12 protein-coding genes and 2 tRNA genes are annotated in these 15084 nt (G+C 62.6%); 3 read left to right on the forward strand and 11 right to left on the reverse strand.

Annotated elements, in window-relative coordinates; genetic code table 11:
- Window positions 1-25: 25 nt before the first annotated feature.
- Window positions 26-805 carry a ferredoxin-NADP reductase gene (fpr, locus tag LOY37_RS06285; protein ID WP_003222277.1) on the forward strand — a complete coding sequence of 260 codons (780 nt, stop codon included), beginning with the start codon at window positions 26-28 and terminating at the stop codon, window positions 803-805.
- Between the two features lie 96 nt (window positions 806-901).
- Here fpr and LOY37_RS06290 read toward each other — a convergent pair whose 3' ends face one another.
- From LOY37_RS06290 to rimO, 6 genes are all read right to left on the reverse strand, one after another.
- A complete protein-coding gene (locus LOY37_RS06290; protein WP_258715096.1) occupies window positions 902-1831 on the reverse strand; it encodes a transposase in 930 nt (309 codons plus the stop codon).
- Between the two features lie 346 nt (window positions 1832-2177).
- Entirely contained in the window at window positions 2178-2873 is a 696-nt protein-coding gene (gene tsaA, locus LOY37_RS06295; RefSeq protein WP_258716480.1) for a tRNA (N6-threonylcarbamoyladenosine(37)-N6)-methyltransferase TrmO, read from the reverse strand.
- Between the two features lie 7 nt (window positions 2874-2880).
- On the reverse strand, window positions 2881-3342 hold the full coding sequence (locus tag LOY37_RS06300) for a DUF1456 family protein (RefSeq protein ID WP_258609896.1): 462 nt from the start codon (window positions 3340-3342) through the stop codon (window positions 2881-2883).
- 49 nt (window positions 3343-3391) lie between these two features.
- Window positions 3392-4102: an rRNA pseudouridine synthase gene (locus LOY37_RS06305; RefSeq protein WP_258716481.1), complete on the reverse strand. Its 711-nt coding sequence runs from the start codon at window positions 4100-4102 to the stop codon at window positions 3392-3394.
- A 130-nt stretch (window positions 4103-4232) separates the two neighbouring features.
- Window positions 4233-4703 (reverse strand): GNAT family N-acetyltransferase, encoded by a 471-nt coding sequence (locus LOY37_RS06310; RefSeq protein ID WP_258716482.1) that lies wholly within the window; start codon window positions 4701-4703, stop codon window positions 4233-4235.
- A gap of 91 nt (window positions 4704-4794) precedes the next feature.
- A complete protein-coding gene (rimO, locus tag LOY37_RS06315; RefSeq protein WP_045193555.1) occupies window positions 4795-6132 on the reverse strand; it encodes a 30S ribosomal protein S12 methylthiotransferase RimO in 1338 nt (445 codons plus the stop codon).
- Window positions 6133-6333: 201 nt separating this feature from the next.
- Here rimO and LOY37_RS06320 point away from each other — a divergent pair, with 201 nt between their 5' ends.
- The gene (locus LOY37_RS06320; protein WP_045193554.1) at window positions 6334-8232 is read left to right on the forward strand and encodes a potassium transporter Kup; all 1899 of its coding nucleotides are present in this window, start codon (window positions 6334-6336) and stop codon (window positions 8230-8232) included.
- A 106-nt stretch (window positions 8233-8338) separates the two neighbouring features.
- On the opposite strand, the gene LOY37_RS06325 is transcribed toward LOY37_RS06320, so the two are convergent.
- The 4 genes from LOY37_RS06325 to LOY37_RS06340 all read right to left on the reverse strand — a co-directional run bounded on the left by LOY37_RS06325 (window position 8339) and on the right by LOY37_RS06340 (window position 12785).
- Window positions 8339-9634 carry a virulence factor family protein gene (locus LOY37_RS06325; RefSeq protein WP_258716483.1) on the reverse strand — a complete coding sequence of 432 codons (1296 nt, stop codon included), beginning with the start codon at window positions 9632-9634 and terminating at the stop codon, window positions 8339-8341.
- Entirely contained in the window at window positions 9634-12276 is a 2643-nt protein-coding gene (gene mprF, locus LOY37_RS06330) for a bifunctional lysylphosphatidylglycerol flippase/synthetase MprF (protein WP_258716484.1), read from the reverse strand. The genes LOY37_RS06325 and mprF overlap by 1 nt, the downstream gene beginning before the upstream one ends.
- A gap of 224 nt (window positions 12277-12500) precedes the next feature.
- Window positions 12501-12577 (reverse strand) — tRNA-Met (locus tag LOY37_RS06335).
- A 131-nt stretch (window positions 12578-12708) separates the two neighbouring features.
- Window positions 12709-12785: transfer RNA gene (locus LOY37_RS06340), tRNA-Met, on the reverse strand.
- A 218-nt stretch (window positions 12786-13003) separates the two neighbouring features.
- Here LOY37_RS06340 and dinB point away from each other — a divergent pair.
- Entirely contained in the window at window positions 13004-14068 is a 1065-nt protein-coding gene (dinB, locus tag LOY37_RS06345; protein WP_045193551.1) for a DNA polymerase IV, read from the forward strand.
- Between the two features lie 45 nt (window positions 14069-14113).
- On the opposite strand, the gene LOY37_RS06350 is transcribed toward dinB, so the two are convergent.
- Complete coding sequence (locus LOY37_RS06350) at window positions 14114-15067, reverse strand: lipoprotein (RefSeq protein WP_045193550.1); 954 nt, start codon at window positions 15065-15067, stop codon at window positions 14114-14116.
- Window positions 15068-15084: the final 17 nt, after the last annotated feature.

Below are 15084 nucleotides of genomic sequence, written 5' to 3' on the forward strand. Positions count from 1 at the left end.
CGCGTTTTTCTTCAGGAGCCCGTACATGAGCAACATGAACCACGAACGTGTCCTCAGTGTTCACCACTGGAACGACACCCTGTTCAGCTTCAAGTGCACCCGCGATCCGGGCCTGCGCTTCGAGAACGGTCAGTTCGTGATGATCGGCCTGCAACAGCCAAACGGCCGCCCGCTCATGCGCGCCTATTCGATTGCCAGCCCGAACTGGGAAGAGCATCTGGAGTTCTTCAGCATCAAGGTGCCGGACGGCCCGCTGACCTCCCAGTTGCAGCACCTGAAGGAAGGCGATGAAATCATCATCAGCAAGAAGCCTACCGGCACCCTGGTACTCGACGACCTGAACCCGGGCAAGCACCTGTACCTGCTCAGCACCGGCACTGGCCTGGCGCCGTTCATGAGCGTCATCCAGGACCCGGAAACCTACGAGCGCTTCGAAAAAGTCATCCTGGTCCACGGCGTGCGCTACGTCAACGAAGTCGCCTACCGCGAATTCATCACCGAGCACCTGCCGCAGAACGAATTCTTCGGCGAAGCCCTGCGTGACAAGCTGATCTACTACCCGACCGTGACCCGCGAGCCGTTCGAGAACCAGGGTCGTTTGACCGACCTGATGCGCAGCGGCAAGCTGTTCAGCGACATCGGCCTGCCGCCGATCAACCCGCAGGACGACCGTGCGATGATCTGCGGTAGCCCGAGCATGCTCGACGAGACCAGCGAAGTGCTCGACAGCTTCGGCCTGAAGATCTCGGCACGTATGCGCGAGCCGGGTGATTACCTGATCGAGCGTGCATTCGTCGAGAAGTAAGACACTGAATACAAAAAAGCAGGCTTCGGCCTGCTTTTTTTTGTGCCTGAAGTAGCGGGTCTGCATGCCGCGGATTTGTGGGAGCAACTGTCTTGATCAGGCTGTTTGCACTCGCCAAGGGGTATTGTCCCGCAGCATTGCATTCAGCCTGACGATCAGCACCCGCATACAGGCTACGAGGGCGACTTTGGCGCACTTGCCACGCTCCCGAAGTGCTTCGTAGCGTGCTTTAAATTCCGTGTTGTGACGGATGATGATCCAGCTCGACATGTACAGGACTCGCCTTACATGCGCCCGGCCACCCCATATCTGGCGGTGCCCTTGATGGCTACCGCTATCGTTGTTGTAAGGCGCTACGCCCACTAGCGCGGCGATCTGACGGCGGTCCAATTGCCCCAGCTCTGGCAGTGAGGCGAGCAGATTTGCGGCGGTTACCCGACCAATTCCGCTCACCGCCAACAACTGACGCGCCCTGGTGTCGTCCAGTTGCACCATCGCCTGGTCAATTTCTTCGTCAAGGCGTTTGATCAGCACTTTCAGCTGCTCTATGTGCTCATCAAAGTGAGCCATCACCATTGCCGAGCGGCATTGCAGGCGGCGCCGTTTGTAGTCATCACGGCTCTGCACAAATTGGGCGCGCTGCTTCACCAACTCGCGCAGCTCTTCGCGTTCCGGGCTGATTAGTTGGTCTTGAGGAGCGCTGAGGTGTGCAGCGAAGTCCGCAAGGACCTCGGCGTCGATCTTATCGGTTTTGGCTTTTTTACCCATCGCCTCGGCGAATTTCCGGGCACGGGCTGGGTTGATGCAGATGGTTTCGAAACCGGCCGAGCGCAATGCAATCAGCACGTCTTTCTCGTAGCCGCCGGTCGCTTCAATCAACACTCTGCTGATCTTGAAGTCCTTCAGTCGCCCGATCAGCACATCAAAGCCTGGGCGCTCATTGATTACTTCGAAGCGGATTTTCTGAGGTTTGATGCAGATTTCCAACGTGGCTTTGGCAGTGTCGATTCCAACAGAAGACAACATGGCTGAACCCTCTTACACTCAGTTGTGAGAGCGCTCTGGCTTGGCCCACGCTTGTGATTCGAGAGGCGCTCAATCAACTGTTCGGGCTCGGGCCAGAGTGGAGAGGTGAATGGCAGCTTTGCTCCCACACGTGCTTTAAGCACTACCGGCGTACAGCTTGCCATTCACCGCTCTCACTTCTGATTCTATTCCAACCTCAAGACACAAGCGGGCCTTGCCCCGCGATCGAGCGCGAAGCGGTCGCAATCCAGGCAATACCTGATGTGCTGGCTGTACTGACCTCATCGCGGGTCAAGCCCGCTCCCACTGGCTCGCCAGCCAGGCCCATTGAAGAGCAGGACGCTACCTACAGGTCCATCACCACTTCCAGCAGCCGGATCTGATCTGGCTGCGGGTAGTGCCAGCGCACCTGTACATCCCAGAACTTGACCCCGTACACGCGCTCGGGCGGCGGCACCTGGTAGGCCGGGCGCGGGTCCTGGGCAAGGCATTGTTCGATCAGCTCCACCAGCGGCTCGGCCAGGCGCAGGGCGTGCTCGCGGGCCTGGGGCAGGGCAGTATCGCTCCAGCTCACGGCAATCGGCGCAGGTGGCGCGTCAGCCATCTGGTTGGTCGCGTCGGCCACGGCATCGGCGTAGGGCACGTAAGGCTTGATATCCAATACCGGGGTGCCATCAAGCAGGTCGATGCCCGACAGCCACAAGCGACCGGCCTCGACCTTCTCCAGCCTGACCACCGACTGACCGATGCCATTGGGCCGGTGGGTGGCACGGGTGGCAAACACACCCATGGACTTGTTGCCGCCCAGCCGAGGCGGGCGCACCTTCAACCGCGGTTTGTCTTCCAGCGCCTGGTGGAACAGGAACAGCAGCCAGACATGGCTGACCTGCTCAAGGCCGGCAACGGCCTCGCCGTTGTCGTAGGGTGGCAGCAGCTCCAGCACGCCACGGGCGGCCGGCGCCAGTTGCGGCTGACGCGGAATGGCGAACTTTTCCTTGAAGCAGGAGCGCACGTGGCCGATGGGAGCAACGCTGTAGTTCATCGTCGGCTCAGCCACGAACCCGCAGGGTCAGGCCCTTGAGGAAGTTGCGCAGCAACTGGTCGCCGCACGGGCGGTAGTTGTTGTGCCCGACCTTGCGGAACAGGGCGCTGAGCTCTGGCTTGGACACCGGGAAGTCGGCGGCCTTGAGGATCGCGTGCAGGTCGTCTTCTTTAAGCTCGAAGGCCACGCGCAGCTTCTTCATGACGATGTTGTTGGTCACCGGCAGTTCGACCGGCAGCGGCGGGCGGCTGTCGTCCTTGCCGCGCTTGAAGATCACCAGGCCATCGAGGAAATGGGCGATGACTTCATCGGGGCAGCGCACGAAGCCTTCCTCTTCTTCCTTCTTGAGGTAGGTGGCGATATCGGCGGTGGATACTTCGAAGCCGCTCAGCTTGATGATATCGGTGAGCTTGGCGTCGTTGACGTCCAGCAGGTAGCGCAGGCTGCGCAGTACATCGTTGTGAATCATGGGGACAATCCTGTTCAGGGGCGCCGCCTGGGTGGCGGCGCCGTGTTGCTTAGAATTTTTCGCTGGCTGCCAGGTAGCGCCACTGGCCCAGCGGCAGCTTGCTCATGGCGACGCCACCGAGGCGGATGCGGCGCATGCTCACCGGGGTGACGCCGACGCTGCGGCAGAGCAGGTCGATGAGCCCGGCAGGCGGGTTTTTCAGGACCATGCGCAGGCGCGTCTCGTTCTGCCAGCTGGCCTTGATCTTCGGCAGCTCGTTGCCTTTCCAGGTGAAGCCGCGGTTCAGCCGCTCCAGGCCGTGGGCGATCATTTCGCCAGTGACTTCGACGATGTATTCCTGCTCGAGCTTGCTCAGGTCGGCATCGAGCTTGCGGGTCACGCGCCAGTCCTGGGTGAACACTTGCAGGCCGCTGGCGCCTTCTTGCAGCGGCGCGGCGCAGCTCAGGCGGGCGAAGTGGCCCTTGAGCGGGCGACGGCTGTAGCTGTGCTCCGGCGAGAGGCTGTCGGCGCTGATGCTGGCGCAGGCGGCATCGACGTCGAGCCCGGCGGGCTGGTTGAGCAGCAGGGTGACCGGCTCCAGGGCTTCGGCCTTGGCGCCCTGGCGCAGTTCGACCTTGTGATCGGTGACCTTGAATTGCGGCTCGTCGATCACGGTGCCGTTCACCGTGACCCAGCCGCCCTCGATGTACAGCTCGGCCTCGCGCCGGGAGCAACCGACCAGTTCGATAAGGCGTTTGGAAAGGCGAATGGGTTCAGACATGACGACAGCCGTAGACACAGGAAAAGGTGCCTATTGTAACTGCCTGGACGGGCTTGGGGCCGGTAACATTCGTCGATCCGGCCATTAATCTGCGCTTTCGCGGCATTTCAGAGGGGGATTACACAAGCCTTCAGTCGGTGCGGACAGACTGCGTACGAATTAGCCTCATGTGAAGTAGGGGGTAGGGCTGGCCCATGCCGTCCGTTTCTGAGCGGCCGATCACTTCAAAGCCCTGGCGCAGGTAGAAGCCCAGGGCCTGGGCATTCTGTTCGTTGACGTCCAGTTGCTCGGCGTGCAGCTCGTCGATGGCCACCCGCAGCAGCCTTGCGCCCAGGCCCTGGCCGCGCGCCTCGGGGTCGATGAAGAGCATCTCCACCCGTCCGCCAGCGACCCCGGCAAAGCCGCGGATACGCTGGCTGGCATCCTTGCAGCAAATCAGCATTACCGCGTCCAGGTACTGGTTCAGTAGCAGCTCACGCAGCAGGCAGATGTAGCTGTCGGGGAGAAAGTCGTGGGTGGCGCGCACCGACGCTTCCCACACCCGCGCCAGCTCCGGGTAGTCGCGCAGGCTGGGTGTCTGCACGGTCATGTGCCTGCGCATTACGATGGTCTCCTCGTGGCGATTGAGGAAACGATAGTTGCAAAAAAAAGCCCCGCCATCGCTGGCAGGGCATTTTTTTATTGGCGCCGGATCAGATCGGTTCGGCCCACATATCGTACTCGTCGGCGTCGGTCACCCGGCAGCGAACGGTGTCGCCCGGCTTGAAGCCGTGGTTGCCATCGATGAACACGTTGCCGTCGATTTCCGGAGCATCGAAGAAGCTGCGGCCGACCGAGCCTTCGTCTTCGACTTCATCGATCAGCACGTCGATTTCCTTGCCGATGCGCAGTTGCAGGCGGGCGGTGCTGATCGCCTGCTGGTGGGCCATGAAGCGATCCCAGCGCTCCTGCTTGATGTCGTCCGGCACTTCGTCCAGGCCCAGGTCGTTGGCCGGGGCGCCTTCGACCGGCGAATACTGGAAGCAGCCGACGCGATCGAGCTGGGCTTCGGTCAGCCAGTCGAGCAGGTACTGGAAGTCTTCTTCGGTTTCACCCGGGAAGCCGACGATGAAGGTCGAACGGATCACCAGTTGCGGGCACTGCTCGCGCCAGTTCTTGATGCGCGCCAGGGTGCGGTCTTCGAACGCCGGGCGTTTCATCGACTTGAGCACTTTCGGGCTGGCGTGCTGGAACGGGATGTCCAGGTACGGCAGGATCTTGCCGGCCGCCATCAGCGGGATCACGTCGTCGACGTTCGGGTACGGGTACACATAGTGCAGGCGCACCCAGGCGCCGAGGCTGCTCAGCGCTTCGCACAGCTCGAGCATGCGCGTCTTGACCGGGCGGCCGTTCCAGAAGTCGGTCTTGTACTTGACGTCGACGCCGTAGGCGCTGGTGTCCTGGGAGATCACCAGGATTTCCTTGACCCCAGCCTTGACCAGGCGCTCGGCCTCGCTCAGCACTTCGCCGACCGGGCGGCTGACCAGCTTGCCGCGCATCGACGGGATGATGCAGAAGCTGCAGCTGTGGTTGCAGCCCTCGGAAATCTTCAGGTAGGCGTAGTGGCGCGGGGTCAGCTTGACGCCCTGTGGCGGCACCAGGTCGATCAGCGGGTTATGGTCCTGGCGCGGCGGCACGACTTCGTGCACGGCATTGACCACCTGCTCGTACTGCTGCGGGCCGGTTACCGAGAGCACGCTGGGGTGCACGTCACGGATGCTGCCTTCCTCGACACCCATGCAGCCGGTGACGATGACCTTGCCGTTTTCCTTGATGGCTTCGCCAATCACTTCCAGGGACTCGGCCTTGGCGCTGTCGATGAAGCCGCAGGTGTTGACCACCACTACGTCGGCGTCCTCGTAGGTGGGCACGACTTCATAACCTTCCATGCGCAGCTGGGTCAGGATGCGCTCGGAATCGACCAGGGCCTTGGGGCAACCCAGGGAAACGAAGCCGACCTTGGGCGTGGTGGGCGTAGGAGTGGTGGACATGGCTAACCTCGGTATTGAAGGGCTTGCCTGGCCGGGCCGGCGGGCAAACCTGATGGGCGCTTTGGGCGCCTCTGATCAAAAAGTGCGCAATTCTAGCGAGCGCAAAGTCACTTGACCAGCAGAAATACGACGAACGCTCAGCTATGCTTCGCGGCAGTGTGCCTGTGTCTGGTGCAAGGGGCCTGGTGGCGGGAGTGATGGATGGTTCAGGCAAGTAGTCAGGCCGATTCCGGGCATTCGGTGGCAAAGCCGTTGAGCCTGCTGGTGGCAGCGGTCGGAGTGGTTTACGGCGATATTGGCACCAGCCCGTTGTATACCCTCAAGGAGGTGTTTTCGGGCGGTTACGGCGTACCGGTCAATCATGATGGGGTGCTGGGCATCCTCGGCCTGATTTTCTGGTCGCTGATCTGGGTGGTGACGATCAAGTACGTGGTGTTCATCCTGCGCGCCGACAACCAGGGCGAGGGCGGCATCATGGCTTTGACGGCGTTGGCCCGGCGCGCCTCGGCGCCGTACCCCAAGCTCAAGGCGCTGATGGTCGGCTGCGGCCTGATCGGCGCGGCGCTGTTCTACGGCGACAGCATGATCACCCCGGCGATTTCGGTATTGTCGGCGGTAGAGGGCCTGGAGCTGGCCTTCGATGGCATCGACCACTGGGTGATACCGGTGGCGTTGATCGTGCTGGTGGCGCTGTTCCTGATCCAGAAGCATGGCACGGCGCGCATTGGCATCCTCTTTGGTCCGGTGATGGTCACCTGGTTCGTGGTGCTCGGCGCTCTGGGCGTGCATGGCATCGCCCAGAGCCCGGAGGTGCTCAAGGCTTTCAACCCGGTGTGGGCCGTGCGCTTCTTTATTGTTCACCCGGGCATGGGCGTAGCGATTCTTGGCGCCGTGGTGCTGGCCCTGACCGGCGCTGAAGCACTGTATGCCGACATGGGCCACTTTGGCCGCAAACCCATTGCCCGCGCCTGGTTTGCCCTGGTGCTGCCGGCGCTGGTGCTCAACTATTTCGGCCAGGGCGCGCTGTTGCTGCAAAACCCGGAGGCAGCGCGCAACCCGTTCTATCTGCTGGCGCCGAACTGGGCGTTGATACCGTTGGTCGGTTTGTCCACCCTGGCCACAGTGATTGCCTCCCAGGCGGTGATTTCCGGGGCCTTCTCCCTGACCCGCCAGGCCATTCAGCTTGGCTATGTGCCGCGCATGCAAATCCAGCACACCTCCAGTGACGAACAGGGGCAGATCTATATAGGTGCGGTGAACTGGTCGCTGATGGTCGGGGTGATCCTGCTGGTGCTGGGCTTCGAGTCTTCCGGGGCGCTGGCCTCGGCCTATGGCGTGGCAGTGACTGGCACCATGTTGATGACCACGCTGCTGGTGTCGACGGTGATGTTGCTGCTGTGGAAGTGGCCGCCGCTGCTGGCGGTGCCGATTTTGCTGGGATTTCTCTTTGTCGATGGCCTGTTCTTTGCCGCCAACGTGCCGAAAATCGTTCAGGGCGGGGCTTTTCCGGTGCTGGCGGGGATTGTCCTGTTTGTCTTGATGACCACCTGGAAGCGCGGCAAGCAGATTCTGGTCGAGCGCCTGGACGAAGGCAGCCTGCCGTTACCGTTGTTCATCAGCAGCATTCGCGTGCAGCCGCCGCATCGGGTCGAAGGCACGGCGGTGTTTCTCACCGCACGGGCGGATGCCGTGCCTCACGCGTTGTTGCATAACATGCTGCACAACCAGGTGCTGCACTCGCAGGTGGTGCTGTTGACCGTGGTCAGCGAGGACACCCCGCGGGTGCCGGCGCAGCAGCGCTTTGAAGTCGAGGCGTATGGCGAGGGTTTCTACCGGGTGCTGTTGCACTTTGGCTTCATGGATGAGCCGGATGTGCCGGCGGCATTGAAGCTCTGTCACCTGGAAGGGCTGGATTTCAGCCCGATGCGCACGACCTATTTCCTCAGCCGCGAAACGGTGATCCCGTCGCGGCTGGTGGGCATGTCGCGCTGGCGGGGGCTGCTGTTTGCCTTTTTGCTGAAGAATGCCAACGGCAACCTGAGGTTTTTCAACTTGCCGTTGAACCGGGTGATCGAACTTGGCACTCAGGTAGAGATATAGGGAGCTGCAAGCTACAAGCCTCAAGCTGCAAGCAAGAGCCGTGCGCGCTTGGCTCTAGCTTGCAGCTTGAGGCTGACAGCTTGCAGCTGCGCGCCGGAGGCGCGCTTCAATCCTGCTCGGCGACGCTGGTCTTGCCCTGGCGGTTCTCGATATCGCCGATCAGGCGCTTGGCCAGCGCCGGGTAGTTCTCGTCGAAGTGATGCCCGCCAGGCAGCTTCAGGCGCTCGCCGACTGCAGTATGGTCGGTACAGCCGCTCTCGTCGGCCTCTTCCTCGCCATACACGCAGACCACTTTGGACGCTGGCAGCCTGGCCATTTCCGGCCCGGTCGGTGCCTCTTTGCCAGCATTGCCCAGCCAGCCCTCGACTTCGATCTCGAAGCTGCCGCTGCGGGCAAAGGCCAGCAGTATCACCGCATCGATGCGCTTCTGGTCTTCGGCCGGCAAGCGGTTGTAGATCGCCGGCAAGACGTCGGCGCCGAACGAGTAGCCGGTCAGTACGAAACGCTTGGTGCCCCATTTCTGCCGGTAATGCTGCATCAGTTCGGAGAGGTCGATGGCGCTTTGTTCCGGGGTCTTGTGCTGCCAGTAGTAGCGCAGGGTGTCGATGCCCACCACCGGATAGCCGAGCTTGGCCATCTCGCCGGCGACGTCGCGGTCCAGGTCGCGCCAACCGCCATCGCCCGAGAGAAACAGGGTGACGGTGTCGGTGGTTTGCCCGGCAGGTACTTCGACCACCGGGATGCTCATGGCGTTGCCGTCCTCACCCACCAGTGCCTGGGTCAGTTGCGCCTTGAGTACCTGCGGCAGGTGGATGTCGTAGTCGCTGATGCTGGTCTCGGCATTGGCCTGGTCGCGCACGAAGGCGGCGCTGGCGTCATCCGGGTTGTCGTTCCAGGCCACGCTCCAGTGGCCGTGGGCGGCGGACTTGGGCAGCGGCGTGGCGCAGCCGGGTTGTTCGAGGGTGAAGTCCACCGAGATGGCCAGGGCCTTGTCATCGCTCTGGCTGGCCAGCCAGCTCCAGGCCTGGGCTGCGCCCGGGCCGATACCGGCTACCAGGGTCGGCGCGCCCTTGAGTTGCTGCATGGCTTGCTGCAGCGCCTGTTGCTGCTTGTTGCAATCGGCTGGCGGCAGGACCACCTGGACCATCTGCGCCTCGCCGCTCTGGCTCAGGTCGAGCAGTTGCTTGTCGCTCAGGGCCTGGTCCGGGGGCACGGCGATGACCACGCGGGCCTTGGCCCGGGTGCCGGGGTTGACCCGGACCAGGCTGCTGCCATCGGCCAGGCTCAGGTGCTCAAGGGAGGCTTCGGGGGCCGGCCGGGTCCACAGCCAGAAGCCAAGGGCGGCAGCCAGCAAGGCCAGCAGCAGGGGAACCAGCAGGTACAGCCAGTAGCGTCGAATCATCAGCGTTTCACCAATCCAGTCAGGCCGCCCGCGATCAGGGCGGCGGTGTCGGCCAGTGCCACCAGCGGATCGAGTCCGGCCGGCACGGCCATGTAGCGAGGTTCCCAGTCCGGTTGGAACTTGTCCTTGAAGCGGCGCAGGCCCTGGAAGTTGTAGAGCTGCTCGCCGCGCTGGAACACCATCGAGCCCAGGCGCTGGGTCAGCGGTGCGCCGCGCCGTGGTTGCAGCCCGGAGAGTGGCACCATGCCCAGGCTGAAGCGCCCATAGCCGTGCTGCTTATAGTGTTGGATCAGGCCGATCATCATGAATTCCATGGTCAGCTTGGGCGCCTGCGGGTGGGCGCGCATCAGGTCGAGGCTGGCCAGCTCCAGGCTGCGGGTTTCCAGGAGGTTGGCAAAGGCGACCGGGCGCCCTTCGAAACGGATCAGGGCAATCCGGAAGTGCTGCAGGTACTCCGGGCTGAAACGGCCGAGGGAGAAGCCTTTCTCGCGCACGTTCTTGCCAGTGAGCCAGGCGTCGGAGATGGTCTTGAGTTCTTCCAGCGGAGCCTGCCCCGGCTCGTGCACTTCCAGGCTCAGGCCGTCGCGGCCGCCGCGGTTCCAGGTGTAGCGCAGGTCTTTCATCTCCTTGCCCTTGGCTTCTAGGTCAAAGCGCTTGAGGTCGACCCGGGCTTCTTCGCCCAGTTTGATCGCGGTCAGGCCGATGTCCATATAGAAGGGCAGGTTCTCGGCCCGAACCTGGTAGAACACCGGGCGGGCATGGTGTACATCGCACAGGTCGCGGAACTGCCAGATCATTTCGGCGCGCTCGTGGGCCGGGCCGATCGGGTCGTACAGCGCCACCAGGCTGCGGCCACGACGTGCATACATAAGGAAGGCATCGTCGTTGGGGTGGAACAGCAAGGCTTTGTCGCCAGTCAGGGCCAGGCCGCCGTCGGGTTGGTCGGAGGCTTGCAGGATGGCGTTGGCGCGTTGCAGCTCGTCGGCGCTGGGCAGGTGAATAACCGGGCGCGCGGTGCGCAGCAGCCAGGTCAGGGCGACGATCACCAGCAGTACCGCGCTGCCCAGGGCCGAGCGCAAGCCGCGTGGGGCATCGGCGTCGAGGGTGAATTGCCACCACAGCTGATGGCTGTAGGGCACATCCTGATAGGCAAACAGCAGCAGCCACACCGAAGCGCCCAGTACACAGGCGCTGGCCGCCAGGTAAACCGGCGAGAACGGCAGTTCGAGCAAGCGGCTGGGGCGATAGAAGGAACGGCGGAACACCGCCAGCAGGCAGGCGGTGAAGGTCAGGATGCTGGCTTCTTCCCAGTCGAAACCTTTGAGCAGCGAGAGCAGGGCGCCGACCAGCAGCAGGACGGTGGTCAGGATCCAGGCAGCCGACAGGCGCCGGCGCAGGCCCTGGGCCAGCAGCAGGCAGAGGACGCCAATCAGGCTGGCGCCGAAGTGCGACGCGTCGATCAGCCGGTGCGGTACGAGGAAGCCCAGATGCTCCAGGCGCTCGTCGATTTCCGGGGTGGCGCCGGAAAACAGCAGCACCACGCCGGAGAGAAACACCAGCACCGCCAGCACCGGGGCTGCGAGCCCGGAAGCGGCCCTGATCGCTTGCTGGGCAAACAGCAGGCGCTTGGCTTCGCTGGCCAGCAGCAGGACGCAGGCCAGCAGCAGTGGCAGCACCACATAGATCAGGCGATAAAGCAGCAACGCGGCGGCCAGTGGCGCGGCGCCGAGCTTGTCGGCAAAGGCCGCCAGCAGGATCGCCTCGAACACCCCGACGCCACCGGGCACATGGCTGAGCACCCCGGCCGCCAGCGCCAGCAGGTAGACCAGCAAGAAGGCACCAAACGGCGGCGCCTCGGGCAGCAGCAGGTACAGCACGGTGGCGGCAGCGGCTACGTCCAGGGCAGTAATGAGCAGTTGCAGCAGGGTCAGGCGTGCGCCCGGCAAGCGCAGAGTACGCCGGCCTACTTGTACCAGCAGGTTGTCAGCCTGGGGTTGTTCGGGCAGGCGACGACGATAAAGGCCATAGACCAGTGCGCCGCTCAAGCCCAGTACCGCCAGGGCGATCACTGCCAGCAACGCAGGCGCCAGGTGCAAGGCTGAAGCTGCAGCCGGCAAGTTGCTCAAGGTCGCCAGGGCGGCGAGCGGCGGCAACGCGCAGCCGAGGGAAAGGCTGGCAAACAGGGTCATGCGCGCCACTTCGGCGGCGCCGATGCCATGGCGCGCATACAGGCGATAGCGTACCGAGCCACCGGACAGCAGCGACAGGCCAATGGCATTGCCGATGGCAAAGGCGCTGAAGCCGCCCATTACCAGGGTGCGAGCCGGTAGCTGGACGCCGGCATAGCGGCTGGCCGACCATTCGTAGCCGAGCAGGATGACGAAGCCGGCCACCGTCGCCAGCAGTGCGCCGGCCAATGCTGGCGGCGGCACGCTGAGCAGCGAATCATGCAGGGCATAGATGTCCAGCTCGCTGAGCAGGTGACGGCAGGCGATCAGGGCGACAGCGAACAGCAGCAAGGTCACGCCCAGGCCGATGGGCTGGCGGTACTTGCTCAGGCGTTCGAGCCAGCGCAGGCGTTGCTCGGCATTGGGTAATGCGGCGGTCACAGGGGCTTGTGTTTCAGGCGTCTGGGTGCGCATCAGCCACCTCGTGGCTTGCGCAGGGGAAGCAGGGTGTATCCGGTCAAAGTACCAATCCCTTTGGAAGCGTAATGTCCGATATGATCGGGCCGCTGAGCACCTTGAGGATAGTTAAAGAAGTTTCATATTGCCTGAGCGGCGAAGGGCGTTCAGGGGGCGGGCTGATTAGCTGGAAGGCAGACGCAAAAAAGGCCACTTTTTTCAAAGTGGCCTTTTCTGTTGTTTGGTTGCGGGAGCCGGATTTGAACCGACGACCTTCGGGTTATGAGCCCGACGAGCTACCAGACTGCTCCATCCCGCGTCTGTGGGGCGGATTCTACAGCGTTGAGCTTGGCTGTCAACGCTTAATTGTTGATTTACAATAAAAAATTACCCGGAGCTTTATTTCGGGCAAAGAAAAAGGCCACTCGTGAGAGTGGCCTTTCCTGAATCTGGTTGCGGGAGCCGGATTTGAACCGACGACCTTCGGGTTATGAGCCCGACGAGCTACCAGGCTGCTCCATCCCGCGCCTGTGAGATGAGATTCTACAGTTTTGCCCGGGGCTGTCAATAGCCTGTTTGCAGAAATCCTTTCTCCTTCAATCGCTTAGCGCCGCTGAAAAGGGCTGCAAGGCAGTAAGGGCGGGCCTTGCAGAGGTTCCGGGGGGGAATGAATTAGTTGTGATGCATGGGCCGCTAGCGGGTGAGATACTGCTTACATCACTTTAAACCTGTTCTTACGCTCCCTATGTCTCAACGCAAGATCATCCATATCGACTGCGATTGCTTCTACGCCGCCATCGAAATGCGCGACGACCCGCGTCTGGTCGGGCGGCCGCTGGCGGTGGGCGGTTCGGCGGAGCGGCGCGGGGTGATCGCTACCTGCAACTATGAGGCGCGGGCGTTCGGCGTGCGTTCGGCGATGTCCTCGCACCATGCCCTCAAGCTGTGCCCGGACCTGCTGATCGTCAAGCCGCGCATGGATGCCTATAAAGAAGCCTCGCGGGAAATTCACGGCATCTTTCGCGAATACACTGACCTGATCGAGCCCTTGTCGCTGGACGAGGCTTACCTGGATGTGTCGGACAGTTCCTGGTTTGCGGGCAGCGCTACACGGATTGCCGCCGATATTCGCCGCCGGGTTGCCCAACAGTTGCATATCACTGTGTCGGCTGGCGTGGCGCCGAACAAATTCCTGGCCAAGATCGCCAGCGACTGGCGCAAGCCCAATGGCCTGTTTGTGGTCACTCCGAATGAAGTCGAAGACTTCGTGGCTGCCTTGCCGGTGAGCAAGCTGCATGGCGTAGGCAAGGTCACCGCCGACAAGATGGGCCGCCTGGGCATCATCACCTGCCTGGAGTTGCGCGACTGGAGTCGCCTGGCCCTGGCCCGTGAATTCGGCAGTTTTGGTGAGCGGTTGTGGGGGCTGGCGCGGGGTATCGATGACCGTCCGGTGCAAAATGACAGCCGGCGTCAGTCGGTCAGTGTCGAAAACACCTACGACACCGATCTGCCTGACCTCGCCAGTTGCCTGGAAAAACTCCCGGAGCTGATGGAAACCCTGGCCGGGCGCATGGCCCGCATCGACGACAGTTATCGCCCGGGCAAGCCGTTCGTCAAAGTGAAGTTCCATGATTTCAGCCAGACCACCCTTGAGCAGTCAGGGGCGGGGCGTGACCTGGGCAGCTATCAACACTTGCTCAGCCAGGCCTTTGCCCGTGGCGGCAAGCCGGTGAGGCTATTGGGGATTGGTGTGCGCTTGCAGGATTTGCGCGGTGCGCATGAACAGCTGGAGCTGTTCACTCGGGAGTGAGGAGGGCAGCGCCAGCAGGCTGGCGCTCTCCGGGTACAGCGAAGGTCAGTGCGCGCCAGGGTCGGCAACCAGGCGGCCGGCGTCCTTGGTCAGTGACTTGAGGAATTCCTGTTGCAGCTCCGGATCGTTGCGGGTCAGCTCGATCAGGCTTTGCTCCAGTTCACTGGCTTCTTCTTCCAGGCCCAGCTCCGACAGGCGCTTGACCCGATGCACCCACTGGCTGACTTCGTCGTCTTCCAGATCATCGAAAATCAGTTCGTGGGCTTCCACCAGTTTGCCGCGCAGGCCGGCGCTGATCAGCAGGCTGGCATCGCCACGCACGTTGTTGTCTTCATCGACCACCTGCAGGTGCAGGGTGCCGATGTGGGTCAGGTTCTGCTCGCTGAACGGGCTGTCGAGCAGGTTCAGGTGCAGCACGCCATTGCGGTCGGTGGTCAGCTCATGGTCGATCTTGCCGGCCTTGACCGACACCGGCCGCTCGCTCCAGGGTACGCTGGTGTATTCCTGGCGTTTGTCCTTTTGCACTTCGGTGATGCCCGCCAGGTTCTGCTGGGCACGACCGTTGGACTGGGCGTTCATGAACGGGTTGAGGCCGTCGAAGCCATAGCTCAACCAGTCATGGGTCACGCTGTCGGGCAGGTTGCCCAGGGCAAAGACATTGACCACGTTGGCGCCGACACCGGCCACCACCGCCACCGCGCCCAGCGGAATCTCATAGACTTCGCGCCAGGGTTGGTAAGGCGTGTAGCGATCGTAGCGACGGGTAACCTCGAACTCGGTGACTTCGAAGTTCTTCTGTTCGTGGATGCGCACACGCCGTTGCGGCAGCTCGAGTACCTTGGGGTCCCCAACATCGATCTGCAGGCTGTGTTCGAGCAGCTTGCGCTCGATGCGCTCCTCGTGCTCGCTGCGCTGGGACATCTGGTTGGCGCAACCGCTGAGGAGCAGGGCGCCGCACAGTGCGGCGCCCCCCAGGTTGATGGTACTTCGCTTGAACATGATTACTCTTGCGTTGG

The organism is Pseudomonas sp. B21-012 (genome assembly GCF_024749305.1).
In the GTDB taxonomy this organism is placed as follows: Bacteria; Pseudomonadota; Gammaproteobacteria; order Pseudomonadales; family Pseudomonadaceae; genus Aquipseudomonas.